The 14650-nt window shown below is 52.1% G+C and carries 13 protein-coding genes; 9 read left to right on the top strand and 4 right to left on the bottom strand.

Annotated features, from left to right (window positions below):
• Nucleotides 1-60: 60 nt before the first annotated feature.
• The 7 genes from V6U78_RS07750 (at nt 61) to V6U78_RS07780 (ending at nt 8028) form a co-directional block, all read left to right on the top strand.
• On the top strand, nt 61-531 hold the full coding sequence (locus V6U78_RS07750) for an NUDIX hydrolase (RefSeq protein ID WP_405339107.1): 471 nt from the start codon (nt 61-63) through the stop codon (nt 529-531).
• A gap of 157 nt (nt 532-688) precedes the next feature.
• Nucleotides 689-1789: a tRNA 2-thiouridine(34) synthase MnmA gene (gene mnmA, locus V6U78_RS07755; protein WP_405339513.1), complete on the top strand. Its 1101-nt coding sequence runs from the start codon at nt 689-691 to the stop codon at nt 1787-1789.
• A complete protein-coding gene (gene hflD / locus V6U78_RS07760; RefSeq protein WP_405339109.1) occupies nt 1789-2415 on the top strand; it encodes a high frequency lysogenization protein HflD in 627 nt (208 codons plus the stop codon). The genes mnmA and hflD overlap by 1 nt, the downstream gene beginning before the upstream one ends.
• A gap of 123 nt (nt 2416-2538) precedes the next feature.
• Nucleotides 2539-3915, top strand: coding sequence for an adenylosuccinate lyase (purB, locus tag V6U78_RS07765; protein ID WP_405339111.1), 1377 nt, complete (start codon nt 2539-2541; stop codon nt 3913-3915).
• Between the two features lie 25 nt (nt 3916-3940).
• On the top strand, nt 3941-5131 hold the full coding sequence (locus tag V6U78_RS07770; RefSeq protein ID WP_405339113.1) for a JmjC domain-containing protein: 1191 nt from the start codon (nt 3941-3943) through the stop codon (nt 5129-5131).
• Nucleotides 5132-5160: 29 nt separating this feature from the next.
• Nucleotides 5161-6171 (top strand): GNAT family N-acetyltransferase, encoded by a 1011-nt coding sequence (locus V6U78_RS07775; RefSeq protein ID WP_405339115.1) that lies wholly within the window; start codon nt 5161-5163, stop codon nt 6169-6171.
• 162 nt (nt 6172-6333) lie between these two features.
• Nucleotides 6334-8028, top strand: a complete 1695-nt coding sequence (locus V6U78_RS07780) for a methyl-accepting chemotaxis protein (RefSeq protein WP_405339117.1) — start codon at nt 6334-6336, stop codon at nt 8026-8028.
• Between the two features lie 109 nt (nt 8029-8137).
• Here the strand turns inward: V6U78_RS07780 and V6U78_RS07785 are convergent, their stop codons facing one another.
• Nucleotides 8138-8503 (bottom strand): histone-like nucleoid-structuring protein, MvaT/MvaU family, encoded by a 366-nt coding sequence (locus tag V6U78_RS07785; protein ID WP_405339119.1) that lies wholly within the window; start codon nt 8501-8503, stop codon nt 8138-8140.
• Between the two features lie 265 nt (nt 8504-8768).
• Between V6U78_RS07785 and coaE the strand changes: the two genes are divergently transcribed.
• Both coaE and V6U78_RS07795 read left to right on the top strand, forming a co-directional pair.
• Entirely contained in the window at nt 8769-9404 is a 636-nt protein-coding gene (gene coaE, locus V6U78_RS07790; protein WP_405339121.1) for a dephospho-CoA kinase, read from the top strand.
• Complete coding sequence (locus tag V6U78_RS07795; RefSeq protein ID WP_405339123.1) at nt 9397-9591, top strand: DNA gyrase inhibitor YacG; 195 nt, start codon at nt 9397-9399, stop codon at nt 9589-9591. The genes coaE and V6U78_RS07795 overlap by 8 nt, the downstream gene beginning before the upstream one ends.
• 84 nt (nt 9592-9675) lie before the next feature.
• Here the strand turns inward: V6U78_RS07795 and V6U78_RS07800 are convergent, their stop codons facing one another.
• From V6U78_RS07800 to secA, 3 genes are read right to left on the bottom strand one after another with little or no spacing between them, the layout of a single operon-like run.
• Nucleotides 9676-10611 (bottom strand): Nudix family hydrolase, encoded by a 936-nt coding sequence (locus V6U78_RS07800; protein WP_405339125.1) that lies wholly within the window; start codon nt 10609-10611, stop codon nt 9676-9678.
• A gap of 11 nt (nt 10612-10622) precedes the next feature.
• Complete coding sequence (gene argJ / locus V6U78_RS07805; protein ID WP_405339127.1) at nt 10623-11840, bottom strand: bifunctional glutamate N-acetyltransferase/amino-acid acetyltransferase ArgJ; 1218 nt, start codon at nt 11838-11840, stop codon at nt 10623-10625.
• An 18-nt stretch (nt 11841-11858) separates the two neighbouring features.
• Entirely contained in the window at nt 11859-14567 is a 2709-nt protein-coding gene (gene secA / locus V6U78_RS07810; protein WP_405339129.1) for a preprotein translocase subunit SecA, read from the bottom strand.
• Nucleotides 14568-14650 lie beyond the last annotated feature (83 nt).

The raw sequence follows: 14650 nt of genomic DNA on the forward strand, positions 1-14650 counted from the left end.
AATAGCGTATCAGAGGCTGGCTAAGGCAAGAAATATCTCCACTCAAGCCAAGAGGCCCTTATGTCACGCTGGACACCAAGATCAACCGTCGCCACCATCGTTTATGACGGTGCGCGCTTTTTATTGGTTGAGGAGTATGATCGCTTGAGCCGGCCAGATCAGCCTGTTCTGAATCAACCAGCAGGACATCTTGAACCTGGTGAAAGCGTCATCATCGCCGCCGAGCGCGAAACTTTGGAAGAAACCGGTTGGCAGGTTCAGGTCGAGGCCTATCTTGGCCTGTATATCAATATTGCGCCGGGCGACATCACCTACCATCGTCATTGTTTTATCGCTCGTCCCATTAAGCAGATCCCTGATGCCCCCCTGGATGAAGGTATTATTGGACCACGCTGGCTGACTTGGCCCGAAATCCTCGCCGCAGAAAAGCAAGGCTTATTGCGCAGTCCGATGGTACGCCCTTGCTGCGAGGACTTTCTCAAGGGTCAGCATTTTCCGCTGAGCTTAATCCGCGACTTTCGCGGCGCGTAAAGATGCCGAACTCCTCGCCCAGTCGTGTACCTCAGTGAAGACGATGCCTTCTGCGGTTGGGGCTGGTATAATCTTTGGGATTTCTGTCTCTTGTGTGGAGTAACCTGTGTCTTTCAATCCTCAGCCTGACCCAAGTCAAACGCGTGTCATTGTCGGCATGTCTGGTGGCGTCGATTCTTCCGTCTCGGCTTTATTGTTACAGCAGCAAGGCTTTCAGGTTGAAGGCCTGTTTATGAAAAACTGGGAAGAAGACGATAACACTGAATACTGCACCGCCAAGGAAGACTATGCCGATGCTCAGGCCGTCTGCGACAAGCTGGGCATCCATCTGCATGCCGCAAACTTTGCCGCTGAATACTGGGATTTTGTTTTTGAGCACTTTCTGGCCGAATATAAAGCTGGGCGCACGCCCAATCCCGACATTCTCTGCAACCGAGAGATCAAGTTCAAAGCCTTTTTAGACTACGCCAAGCTACTCGGCGCCGACTATATCGCCACTGGGCATTATGTACGCAAAGGCTGGAATGATCAGGGCCAGGCACTGTTATTACGCGGCTTAGACGCCAACAAAGACCAGAGCTACTTTTTACATGCTGTCGGCCATGCTGAGATTGGCCAGTCTCTTTTTCCTGTTGGCGAGCTTGAAAAACCTGAAGTGCGCCGCCTCGCAGAACAGCATGATCTGATTACCGCCAAGAAAAAAGACTCCACTGGGATCTGTTTTATCGGCGAAAGGCGTTTCCGCGATTTCTTACAACGCTATCTGCCAGCCCAACCAGGAGAGCTGGTCACCGATCTAGATGAAGTCATCGGCCAGCATAGCGGCTTGATGTACTACACGCTTGGGCAGCGCCAAGGCTTGGGCATCGGTGGCGTCAAGGGCTATCCTGAGGCCCCCTGGTTTGTGGCTGGCAAGGATTTAGAGCGCAACCGCTTGATTGTCGTCCAAGGAGAAGACCACCCTCTGCTGCTCAGTCAAGCCCTTGAATGCGCCGCGCCAGACTGGGTGGCCCAGCAGCCCCCCAGCAGCGAGTTTCACTGCACCGCCAAGGTGCGTTATCGTCAGGCCGATCAACACTGCCTTGTGCGTGTTCTTGAGGATGGCCGCTGCGCCGTCCATTTTGCTGAGCCGCAACGCGCTGTCACGCCTGGGCAATCCGTGGTCTTTTATCAAGATGATATCTGCTTAGGCGGTGGTGTCATCGAGCGCACCTTTGCGACTTCTTCTTTTGAAACTGCACCCGTGGGTGGATCATGATGACCCAAGAAATAGACTATGCACTACGCCAAACCCTTGGCTTAGCCGGTGTCATCCAGGCGGCGCGCCTTGTCGATGATGTCGCGCAAAAAGGCATGGTGGATCAAGATGCCTTTGCGACCAGCTTAAGCAGTATCCTGATCACGCAACCAGAAACCACCTTGGATATCTACGGTGGCGAGCCACACCATCTACGCTTAGGTGCGCGAGCACTGCGTCAGATTGCCAATCGTGATCTTGAACACAATCAAGCCACACTGACCTATGCCAGCGGCCTTTTGGTATTGCATGCCAAGCTCAAGAAAAATCCGGCGATGCTGAGTGCCATCGGCCAGCGCCTTGAAGTGATTCAAGCTCAAGCGCAGCACTTTTCTCCCACCCATGAAAATGTGATTGCCGCACTGGCGGGGCTCTATCAAGACACGCTGAGCACACTGAGCTATCGCATTCAGGTCAAGGGTGATCCTCAACTGCTTCAGCAGCAAGGCAATGCCGATAAAATCCGTGCTTTGCTGTTGGCTGGCATACGTTCAGCGATGCTCTGGTCGCAATCTGGCGGCCAACGCTGGAGGCTGCTCTTCTCGCGTAAAAAAATTCTGGGCGATTTGGATCGCTTAGGCCTATAAGGTCCTAAGATTCCTGCCAAGGCGTCAGATGAGTTTCTGCAATCCGACGCCTGAAGCTCGCCCTTGGCCTCAACACTCTGAGGCCTTGCATCAATTTCTATTCATTAACCTTGTGGAAACGACATGTCTTTAGATCAACTTTCTAGCCTCACCGCCCTTTCTCCTGTTGATGGCCGTTATGGCAGCAAAACCCTTGACCTGCGCGCCCATTTTTCAGAGTACGGCTTGATTCGTGCTCGCGTTGAAGTCGAAGTGCGCTGGTTACAGTCTCTGGCAGATCACGCTGATATCCGCGAAGTGCCCGCACTGTCAGCTGCTGCCAATCAGTTTTTGGATGATTTGATCCGTGACTTTTCACTGGAAGATGCCGAAGCAGTCAAGCAGCATGAGCGCGTCACCAATCATGATGTCAAGGCGGTTGAATACTTCATCAAAGACAAGCTCGCCACGCAACCTGAACTCCACGCGATCAGCGAGTTCGTCCACTTTGCCTGCACCAGTGAAGACATCAACAACCTCTCACATGCCCTGATGCTCAAAGGCGGCCTTGAAGCCGTGATGCTGCCGCACATGCGTCAGGTTGCACAAGCGATTCGCCAACTCGCCCATCAAAACGCGAGTGTCCCCTTGCTGTCTCGGACTCATGGCCAAACTGCCAGCCCGTCCACCCTGGGGAAGGAAATGGCCAATGTTGTCTATCGTCTTGAGCGCCAGATTCAACAACTGGAGCAGGTTGAGCTGCTCGGTAAAATCAATGGTGCGGTTGGCAACTACAACGCCCACCTGAGCGCCTATCCAGAAATCGATTGGGCCGCCCATGCTCAAGCCTTCGTCACTCGCCTTGGTCTCAGCTGGAACCCCTACACCACGCAGATCGAACCACACGATTATATCGCTGAGCTCTTTGATGCTTTGGCGCGCTTTAATACGATCCTGATCGACTTTGATCGTGATGTCTGGGGTTATATCTCACTGGGTTATTTCAAGCAGAAAACCATTGCTGGTGAAATCGGCTCTTCGACTATGCCGCATAAGGTCAACCCGATTGACTTTGAGAACTCTGAGGGCAATCTGGGCCTGGCCAATGCCATCTTTGACCACCTCGCGGCCAAGCTGCCGATTTCACGCTGGCAGCGGGACCTGACCGATTCTACGGTGCTGCGCAACCTCGGCGTGGGCCTGGGTCATAGCTTAATCGCCTATCAAGCCAGCTTGAAAGGCATCAGCAAGCTGGAAACCAACCCAGCACGCCTTGCCGAAGATCTGGATGCTGCTTGGGAAGTCCTGGCTGAGCCGATTCAAACCGTAATGCGTCGCTATGGCATTGAAAAGCCCTACGAAAAACTGAAAGAGCTGACGCGTGGCAAAACGATCGATCAAGCCGCGATGAGTGCTTTTATTGATACGCTCGATCTGCCTGAATCCGCCAAGGTGCAGCTCAAAGCGCTGACACCGGCCAATTATCTCGGCAATGCCATCGCCCAAGCACAAGCGATTTAATTCGATCACCACAAGGAAACTCTCGATGTCAGCTGCCATCACTATTTTGGGCCAGATCAGCCGCGAAGATTTTTTACGCGATTACTGGCAGAAAAAACCCCTGTTGATTCGTCAAGCCCTGCCAGATTTCATCCCTCCTTTAGAGATTGATGAACTGGCCGGCCTGTCGCTTGAGGAAGGCGTGGAGTCCAGAATAGTGATGGAGCAAGGCCCAGATGGCCCATGGCAGCTTTTTGATGGCCCCTTTGAAGAGGACTTCTTGCAGGCGCTGCCCGAACACAACTGGACCCTGCTCGTACAAGCAGTCGATCACCTGCTGCCTGAAGTCGGCGATCTGATCCAAGCCTTTGATTTTCTGCCACGCTGGCGTGTTGATGACATTATGATCAGCTATGCCCCCACAGGCGGCAGTGTTGGGCCGCATATTGATTACTATGATGTCTTTTTGCTCCAGGCCAGCGGACAACGTCGCTGGCAACTGGGGCAGTTTTGTGATGAAAACACCGAATTACGCCAAGATACGCGCTTAAAAATCCTCACTGATTTTCAAGCTCATCCTGAGATGGACTGGGTACTCGAACCCGGCGACCTGCTCTATCTTCCACCCCAACTCGCACATTGGGGCACGTCACTGTCTCAAGACTGCACGACTTGGTCGGTCGGCTTTCGTGCACTGAGTGCCGAAGAAATCCTCTGCGGTGCCGCTGATTTTATCGGCGAGCGTCTCAAAGAAGATCAACGCTATAGTGATGCTGATTTAACGCTGCCAAGGCATGTGGCCGAGATTGATGATGCCGCTGTGCTGCGCCTCAAAACGCTGTTGGCAAAAACGCTGGAACAACCTGCCGCCTTGAGCGAATGGTTCGGCCGCGCGATGACCCAAACCAAGTATCCCGACCAACTGCTGCCACCTGAGCATCCTTGGCAACAAGAGCAGCTGGAAGCCCTAGTCCGCTTTGCCTCAGCGCAGCAGCCTCTGCTGTGTTTGGCCGAAGGCAGCCGCTTGGCTTTTCGTGCCAGCCAAGAGGGCAGCTGGCTTTTTGCCGATGGTGAAGCCTGGCCCTATCCAGTTGAGCTCCAACCCTGGGTAGAGGAGTTCACACAAGCGCAGAGACTCACAGCTGCCAGCCTACAAAAGGCTTTGGCACACCCAGTCAGCGCACAGCTGGTCTTACAAATGATTAACCAAGGCAGTCTCTACACGCCCGAAGTTTAATTGCGACCCAAGAACAACAGGAGGCTTTTGTGGACACCACCCGCTCATCCCGTACAGCACAACTGACGCTGCGCCAAGGCAGTTGGGAACAGCTCGGCGATCTTTGCCAGCCCTTACGACAGCAGGTTTTTGTTGAGGAGCAGCAGATCGCCGCATCGGATGAGTGGGACGACCAGGATGCCCTCTGCGAGCACTATGCGCTCCTGCTGGGCGGACGCCCGGTGGCTACGGGTCGTTTGAGTCCAGAAGGAAAAATAGGCCGCTTGGCCGTCGTTCAGGCACTGAGAGGCAAGGGGCTCGGTGCCAAGATCATTGAGCAGATGATCAGCAGCGCCCGTCGTCAAGGACGCCAAAAAGTCTATCTGCACGCCCAAACACAAGCCCTTCCGTTTTATCTAAAGCTCGGCTTCAGCGCTGAAGGGCCAGTGTTTGATGAAGCTGGGATCGAGCACCAACGCTGTGTATTGGCTTTGCAAAGCCCTGTCACTTCTGCGACGCCCCTCACTTCAGAAATAGAAACACATCGCACGTGTGATGCAGAGTTTCTGGCATCCGCCTTAACTGAGACACAAGAGATCCATCTGCGCGGCCCGCTCGCCCTGCAACAAGCACTCGATGGCTTAATCCCGCAGTGTCGACGCTCCTTTGCACTGAGCACGCCGCTCTATCAAAGTACCTGGCTGAATGACACCCACCTCAGCCAGCTATTGGGCTTAGCACGTCGCCACCCACACAGCCAAGTGCAGTTTTTATTGGGCGAGAGCCAGAGCTTCACCCGCGATCCCAGTCCGCTGCTCAGCTTTTATCCACGCGTCAGCAGCCATTTTGCGATCCGCCAGGCCCACCCTCTCTATAAAAACAGTCAGGCCAATATCTGGATTTTTGATCAGCGTCATCTGCTCGTGAATCCTCTTAATGATCCAGAACTGACACTCTTGTACACCCAAGAGCATCGCCGCTGCTTACAGCTCAGCCAAGAATTTAAGTTGCATTGGCAAAAGTCAGATCGCATTAAGGCGCTTCAGATGCAGCCCATCTAGCCTGCATCTTGTCACTGAGCATCACCCCTCGCCCTGCTAATAGCAGGGTTTTTTCGCTAGGCGTCATCTCTATGTCATGAAAAGGTGGATCAAGTTGGATTTTTGATGACAAATCATTAAAACTAAATTGACCCTCTATCATGATAATAACAGGACGCTCCTATGCCTCAGCTGACAATTAAACTCCGCATTGTGTTACTCGCTCTGCTGCCAATGCTGCTGCTCGCTGGATTGCTGGTCAGCTTTAACAGCTATCAGGCACATCAATATGGACAGCAGAACGTGCATGCCTTTCGCACTGCCATGGAAACCCAGCATCAAGCGGAGATACGCAATTATCTCGAACTGGCACGCAGTGCCATTGCTCATCTGCATCAAAACTCCAGCACACTCAGTGAAGCAGAACGCCAGCGCCAAGCCTTGGATATTTTGCGCCAGATGCGCTTTGATGATAGCGGCAGCATCGGCTACTACTTTGTTTATGATCGTCAAGGACGCAACCTCGCGCATGGTATTAATCCCGCTCTGGAAGGTCGTGATCTGATCGGCTTTCAAGATCCTAACGGTCTGTATGTGATCCGCGAACTGGTCCAAGCTGCTGAGCGCGGCGGTGATTTTGTCTACTACCACTGGATGAGTACTGAAACAGACGCCAATGAGCCCAAGCTCGGCTACGCCGAACTCCTCCCCGGCTGGAACTGGGTCATTGGCACTGGCTTTTGGATCGATGGCTTAGATCGTCAGGTCGCAACACTCGAAGCTGATTCCGCAGCCGCACTGCAAGGCAATCTGATCAGTGCTTTGATCACCGCTTTGATCACTGCTGCCATCATGGCCTTGATCGCGCTTTGGAGTGCCAAGCGCCTCACTGACCCACTCCAACGAGCCGTTCAGGCCATGCAGGCCATTAGCGAGGGGGATGGTGATCTGACGCTGCGCCTGCCTGTTCAAGGGCAAACCGAGCTAGGCCAGCTGGCTTCTGCTTTCAATGCCTTTGCTGATCAAGTTCAACAGCTGGTGCATCAGGCGGTGGGATCAAGCCAAGCACTGCATGCCTCTGCCGCTGATTTGCAGCACTTTATGCAAGAGGCACAGGATGGAGTCGCTCGCCAGCAAAATGAAAGCGATCAAGTCGCTACTGCCATGAATCAAATGGCCGCAGCAGCGCAAGAAGTGGCACAAAGCGCCAACCAAGCCTCAGGCGCAGCCCATCAAGCCGAGCAGCAGGTCATTGATTCTCAAACGACACTCAGTGCAGCCACTCAAGCCATCAGTGGCTTGGCCGCACAGGTTGATGAAGGGATTAAAGTCGTCAGCCATCTTGGTCATGAATCAGAAAATATCGGTGGCGTACTCGATGTGATTCGCGGCATTGCTGAGCAAACCAACCTCCTGGCTCTCAACGCGGCCATTGAGGCGGCACGAGCCGGTGAAGCAGGCAGAGGTTTTGCTGTCGTGGCCGATGAGGTGCGCAGCCTAGCCAGCCGGACGCAACAAAGCACGCAAGAGATAGATCAGATGATCCAGCGTCTACAAGAGGGTGCCCAATCCGCTGTCAAGCTCATCAGCCAGCTTCATCAAAGCAGTCAGGCCAGCGTAGAAGAAATTCAACGCGTTGAGCAAGCCCTAGACAGAATACGCCAAGCCACTCAAACGATTAATGCGATGAATGCGCAAATCGCCAGTGCCGCTGAAGAGCAAACCAATGTCTCTGAAACGATTAATGAGAATGTACATCAGATTGTCGCTATCAGTGATCAAACGGCGCAAGGCACCCAGGCCGCGAGCGATGTTACACAAAGACTCAATCAGATCGCCAATGAGATGCATGATTTAGTCAGCCGCTATCAGGCTTAACCTTATTAATCACTCCTATCCACGAGAGACAAAAAAAGCCTGGCTAATAGCCAGGCTTTTTTAATCCGCACTGCTGAAAACCTTCAATAGACTCCAGCATCAGACCAGCTTAATCGCGCTCTTCGATTAACCAGCCTTCGACTGTCTCAGCGCCATGCGCTTTCTTCCATTCCTTGAGGATGCGATGGTTGCCGCCACGAGTTTCGATTTTCTCTTGAGTCTGCGGGTTTTGATAAATCTTCAACTTACGGCTACGACGGTTGCCACGACCTGATTTAACAGGTGCTTCTTGGCTCAGGCCGAAGATATCAGACAGGTCTGTCAGACTACGACCATGCTTTTCTAGCACAGCCTCAATATCACTTTTAAAGTCCAGCTCTTTCTTAAGTTGCTGGTTTTCTTCCATCTTGCGCATTTCTTCCTTGAGACGACGCATTAACTCTTCTTTTTCACGGTAGTTAGCAAGAATAGACACTTTATACTCCTCATTATTTTCAACAGGCAAAGCAATTGTTATACAAAAGAGGGAGTTTGACAAGTAAAATACTGGTAGAATTTAACCATTAAGCTCATAAGATTTCAATATCTTGATCTTTAAGAGGCCTCTCTTTAAGCGCTATATTTTCAAGAGTGGTTTCTGAAGAGTCAAACTATTAAGAAGCGTGAAGACAGCCAGTATCAAGCTTAAAACATCGACACAGCATTTTTGATCTTCTAGCCATCAATACACGAGAGAAATAATGCACGACAAGGTAAAGAAATTAAATAATATTCTTGGCTTTACAGGCGGAATAGGCAGTGGAAAAACAGCGGCTACGAATTATTTTCAACAGCTTGGCGTCCCAGTGATTGATGCTGATGTGATTGCCCGCCAAGCATTAGAGGGCGACTCAGCTTTAATCGAACCCGTCAAAACGCACTTTGGGCCAAACATACTCAATCAACAAGGCCACATTGACCGCAGTGCATTGCGCGAAATTATTTTCAGCCATCCAGAAGAAAAAAAATGGCTTGAGAACCTGGTGCATCCTTGGGTCAGAGAGGCGCTACTGGCTCAGCTTGCGGCTTCAAGCCCTTTATTCCACTACATCATCCTGTCTTCGCCCTTGCTCTTTGAAACGCATCAGGATCAATGGGTCCAGCGTTGCTTGGTTATTGACTGCCCTGAAGCCTTACAAAAGCAAAGAGCCAGCCAACGCGACCTGCATAGCCCTGAATCCATTCAGCGGATTATGGATCAGCAGTTACCACGCCCTGCTCGACTTGAAAGAGCAGATGACATCCTCGACAATAGTCTTGATCTGCACCACCTCTATGCACAGATAGATCGACTTCATCATTTTTATATGCATCTTGATTGGACCACCCATGCCTAGCTATTCTTGCCCCCAATGCCAGCAGCCGAGTTCTCTCACCACAGAGAACCCCTATCGTCCCTTTTGTAGCCACCGCTGCCAATTGATTGACCTTGGCCAGTGGGCCGCAGAAGAACATAAAATCCAAGGCGCACCCCTCACTGATCTGGATCAGCTGGATGCGCTGCCGCCCGAAGCCTTCCATTAAAGACGCTCGCAGCACATTTTACAGGCCAAAAAAGAGGCTCCGCTATGGAGCCTCTTCTGATTCAGGCAGCAACAAGCAGCTTGACTACCAGTAGCGAGAAATACCCGCCACCCCTTGTGCACCTAAGCCAAACACACGATTCTTATCTTCTGGGCCTAACCCACCAAGTGCATACACGGGCATCAACGCGCCGTTCACCAGGTTCTGGAAGTTCTGCCAGCCCAGCGCAGCTTGCCCTGGATGGCTGGCTGTTGCCTGTACAGGAGATAAAGTCACGAGATCCGCACCGACGCGCTCGGCCTGCTGCAAACTCGCTGCATCATGGCAAGAAGCACCCAGCCACTTACCAACAGGAACAGGTCGCTTGCGTGCGGCCATCAACCTAGCGCCAGTGAGATGAATCCCTGCCGCATCGACTTGATCCAGCAGTGCAGGATCAGCATTAAGCATCAAAGAAGCCCCGGCCTTCTTGCAGGCTTCCAAAGCAGACTGGGCCAGCTGACGGTAGGCTTCTGCATCTAAGTGATGGGCACGCAGCTGGACCAAGCGCACACCCCGCTCTAACGCAGCCTGCAATCTCAACAGCGCTTCTGACTGGTCGGCAAAGTCGCCAGTGATCATATAATCTTCGGGAAGCTGCACCGCACGGATAATCGCTCGGTTGGCAGCAGGAAACTCAAACTGGCTCAACTCACGCACAGAGACCCAGCGAATCGCCTGCCCTTCCTTTCCCCAAGGCTCACCACTGAACTGCTGCACTCGCCACACATCCAGTAAAACCGTTTTATCCGGATAGGTGTAGTGGATTTTGATCAGTGGCCGTGCGCCTTGGATCTCTACCCCCAGTTCTTCCTGGATCTCACGGCGCAGTGCCTGCAAGCCAGTTTCATAGGGTGCCAATTTACCGCCAGGAAACTCCCACAGGCCACCCTGATCACTTCCTAGAGGCCGTTTGGCAATCAAAACCTGTCCCTGCTCATTAAATAATGCTGCAGCAGAAACCAAGAGTGGCTGCGCCATGGTTGTTTTCCTTATGATCGATAGTCTGCGTTAATGGAAACATAGTCATGCGAGAAGTCACAGGTCCAGACAGTTTCTTCTGCCTGTCCACGTCCAAGGTGAACGCGAATAGTGATCTCGGCCTCTTGCATCACGGCCGCGCCTGCCGCTTCGGTATAGCTCGCTGCTCGCCCACCTTGCTCCGCCAATAGCACATCATTCAGATGTAAGCTCACTTGGCTGATATCCAGATCTTCAAGACCAGGAGCACGCCCCAAGGCGGCCAAAATCCGCCCCCAGTTGGCATCACTTGCATACAAGGCTGTTTTCACCAAAGGGGAATGCGCAATAGTAAAGGCGGCCTCTAGAGCTTCGGTTTCAGACTTCGCGCCCTGAACCTGAATCGTGACAAATTTGGTTGCCCCTTCGCCATCACGAACAATCGCCTGTGCCAACTGCACCATGACTTGACGCAAAGCGTCGCGAAAACTGGCCAAGGCAGCCGTATCTTCAGCCTTAATCTCAGCACTTTGGCCAGTTGCCATCAGCAGGCAGACATCATTGGTTGAAGTATCACCATCAATGGTAATGCGGTTAAAACTAGCATTCACCGCCTCAGTGAGCAGCTGCTGCAAGAGTGCTTGGCTGATCTGCGCATCGGTGGCGATAAAACCCAGCATGGTGGCCATATTGGGCTTGATCATGCCCGCACCCTTGGCAATACCACTGATATGCACTGTCTGACCCTCGATCTCACAACGGACGCTGGCCCCCTTGGGAAGAGTATCCGTAGTCATAATGCCTTGCGCTGCCTCGGACCAATGAGTCGCATCCAGTTTCGCGACACCCTGAGGTAAGGCGGCCAGCAAACGCGGCATAGGGAGCGGCTCACCGATGACGCCCGTCGAGAAGGGCAATACCTGCTGCTCAGAGACGCCCGTCAGTTCAGCCAGCGCTGCACAGGTGGCACGCGCATCGGCCTCACCCTGCTGGCCGGTACCTGCGTTGGCGTTCCCTGTATTGATCACCAAGTAGCGCGGTACAGCAGCCTGCAAATGAGCACGAGCAACACGCACCGGCGCTGCACAAAAAGCATTGCGGGTAAAGACGGCAGCCACTTGGGTCGATTCAGCCAGTTCAAAAATCACCAGATCTTGACGACCTGGCTTTTTGATACCTGCGCTTGTCACACCAATACGCAGTCCTGCAATAGGGTAAAACTCAGGGAGAGAAAGATCACCGACAGGCATAGTTTTGACTCATCCGAATTAATTAAGTTGACCGTGACACTGCTTGTATTTTTTACCTGAGCCACAAGGGCAAGGATCATTGCGCCCTACCTTGGGATCATTTCTTTTGAACGGCTGCGCCGCACTTTCAGGAGCAGCGCCGGCCGTTGCAGAAGTTGATTCAGCATGACGTGCCTGCTGGAGACTACGTAAACGCTCTGCTTCTTGACGACGCTGCTGCTCCATCGCCTCGACTTCTTCCTGTGTCCGGATGCGCACATGGCTCAGGATGCGGACCACATCACTACGCACCTGAACAAGAAAATGTTCAAAGAGCCCGAAAGCTTCACGCTTGTATTCTTGCTTGGGGTTCTTTTGTGCATAACCGCGCAAATGTATCCCCTGACGCAGCTGATCCATGGACTGCAGATGCTCTTTCCAGCGTGTGTCCAGCACCTGTAGCATCACCTGCTGCTCAAATTGACGCAGCACCTTGGCACCAACCTGCTCTTCTTTTTGCTGATAAGCGGCTTCTAGCTCTGCTTGCAGCTTTTCGCGTAGAGATTCTTCATGCAATGTGCTGTCTTCATCCAGCCACTGCTGCACAGGCAAGACAAGGTTAAACTCTGTTTCAAGATGCTTTTCCAGCTCAGCAACACGCCATTGCTCCGGCATAGACTGAGGGGGAATAAACTGTGAAATCGCATCATTCAACACATCCCAGCGCATCTCGTTGATTTCTTCTGCAATTTCTTCTGATTCCAGAATCGCTTTGCGCTGAGTGTAAACAACCTGACGCTGGTCATTATTCACATCATCATATTCAAGCAACTGCTTGCGAATATCAAAGTTACGGCCTTCAACCTTGCGCTGTGCTTTTTCTACCGCATTGGTGACCATCTTATGTTCGATGGCTTCACCTTCTTTCATCCCCAGCATCGACATCATGTTTTTGACGCGATCTGAGGCAAAGATACGCATCAGGTTGTCTTCAAGTGACAAGAAAAAGCGTGTTGAGCCAGGATCGCCTTGACGGCCAGCACGACCACGCAGCTGATTATCAATACGGCGTGATTCATGACGCTCCGTACCAATCACATGCAAGCCACCTGCCGCCACAACCTGGTCATGACGCTCTTGCCAAGCGGCCTTGAGTGCTTGCAGCTGCTCAGGTGCAATATCGCCCAGCTTGGCGGCTTCCACTTCCCAGTTGCCACCCAGCACGATATCGGTACCGCGACCGGCCATATTGGTCGCCAAGGTGACTGCACCGGGACGTCCCGCCTGAGCAATGATTTCGGCCTCACTCTCATGCTGTTTAGCGTTGAGCACTTTATGTGCCACACCCGCTTTCTTGAGCAGACGACTGACATACTCAGAGGTTTCAATCGACGCCGTACCAATCAGAACTGGCTGCTGACGTTCAACATAGTGCTGAGTTTCTTTAATAATGGCATCGAACTTATCCTGTGCAGACATAAAAATCAGATCTTCATGATCCTGACGCTGCACGGGATTATTGGTGGGAATCACAACAACATCGAGACCATAGATGTGATGGAATTCATAGGCCTCAGTATCCGCCGTTCCGGTCATACCAGAGAGCTTTTCATAAAGGCGGAAGTAGTTCTGGAAGGTTGTGGAAGCCAAGGTTTGGCTTTCAGCCTGAATTTTCAAACCTTCTTTAGCTTCAATCGCCTGATGCAGCCCTTCACCCCAGCGACGACCAGGCATAGTCCGCCCTGTGTGTTCATCAACGATCACCACCTGACCTTCAGCAACGATATAATCCACATCCTTATGGAACATGTGATGCGCCCGCAGGCCTGAATGCACATGGTGGAGCAGATTCAAATTCGCTGGAGCATAAAGGCTTTCACCTTCTTGAATTAAACCATCCTTGGCCATCAGCTCTTCAACCAGCTGATGACCCGCTTCTGTCAGCTCAATGCTGCGCTGTTTCTCATCAACAATAAAGTGACCTTCTTCCTGCTCTTCACTCCAAGGCTGAAGCTGAGGCACCAGCTGATTGATCTTACGATACAGCGCTGAACTATCTTCTGCGGCACCTGAAATAATCAAGGGCGTACGAGCCTCATCGATCAGAATCGAATCCACCTCATCCACAACGGCAAAATACAGGCTGCGCTGCACACGATCCTGTGCTGAAAAGGCCATATTATCGCGCAGATAATCAAAGCCAAATTCATTGTTCGTCCCGTAGGTAATATCGGCTTGATAAGCCGCTTTCTTTTCTTCTGGGCTTTGACCGGCATAAATCACGCCCACCGTGAGACCCAAAAAGTCATAGAGCTTGCCCATCCACTGCGCATCACGGCGCGCGAGATAATCATTCACTGTCACGACATGAACGCCTTGACCCGCCAAGGCATTCAGATAGACCGCCAAAGTGGACATCAGGGTTTTACCTTCACCCGTGCGCATCTCGGCAATCTTGCCTTCATGCAAGGCCATACCACCAATCAGCTGCACATCAAAATGGCGCATTTTCATGCTGCGCTGACTGGCTTCGCGCACCAGCGCAAAACTTTCTGGCAGCAGAGCATCGAGCTTTTCACCCTGCTGAATTCTTTGTTGCAGCATTTGGGTCTGCTGAGGAAAGTCAGCATCGGCTAGCTGCTGATACTGAGGTTCTAAGGCGTTTATCTGCTGAACCAGCTTTCTCAGACGCTTTAACTCTCGCTCATTCTTGCTGCCAAAAATCTTCTTCAGTAACGGGGTAATCATGAACAGTCCTTAGCACTTAAAATAAAAATGGATGTCAACTGCAAAACATCAGGCCATTATAACAACAACACCCGCCTAGTGCG

Source organism: Marinospirillum alkalitolerans (assembly GCF_045055655.1).
GTDB lineage: Bacteria > Pseudomonadota > Gammaproteobacteria > Pseudomonadales > Halomonadaceae > Marinospirillum > Marinospirillum alkalitolerans.

Excerpts from the sequence above, each read along its gene's own strand:
- V6U78_RS07750 (WP_405339107.1), top strand. The coding sequence starts at position 61 with ATGTCACGCTGGACACCAAGATCAACCGTCGCCACCATCGTTTATGAC.
- V6U78_RS07770 (WP_405339113.1), top strand. The coding sequence starts at position 3,941 with ATGTCAGCTGCCATCACTATTTTGGGCCAGATCAGCCGCGAAGATTTT.
- purB (WP_405339111.1), top strand. The coding sequence starts at position 2,539 with ATGTCTTTAGATCAACTTTCTAGCCTCACCGCCCTTTCTCCTGTTGAT.
- hflD (WP_405339109.1), top strand. The coding sequence starts at position 1,789 with ATGACCCAAGAAATAGACTATGCACTACGCCAAACCCTTGGCTTAGCC.
- V6U78_RS07780 (WP_405339117.1), top strand. The coding sequence starts at position 6,334 with ATGCCTCAGCTGACAATTAAACTCCGCATTGTGTTACTCGCTCTGCTG.
- V6U78_RS07795 (WP_405339123.1), top strand. The coding sequence starts at position 9,397 with ATGCCTAGCTATTCTTGCCCCCAATGCCAGCAGCCGAGTTCTCTCACC.
- mnmA (WP_405339513.1), top strand. The coding sequence starts at position 689 with ATGTCTGGTGGCGTCGATTCTTCCGTCTCGGCTTTATTGTTACAGCAG.
- secA (WP_405339129.1), bottom strand. The coding sequence starts at position 14,567 with ATGATTACCCCGTTACTGAAGAAGATTTTTGGCAGCAAGAATGAGCGA.
- V6U78_RS07800 (WP_405339125.1), bottom strand. The coding sequence starts at position 10,611 with ATGGCGCAGCCACTCTTGGTTTCTGCTGCAGCATTATTTAATGAGCAG.
- coaE (WP_405339121.1), top strand. The coding sequence starts at position 8,769 with ATGCACGACAAGGTAAAGAAATTAAATAATATTCTTGGCTTTACAGGC.
- argJ (WP_405339127.1), bottom strand. The coding sequence starts at position 11,840 with ATGCCTGTCGGTGATCTTTCTCTCCCTGAGTTTTACCCTATTGCAGGA.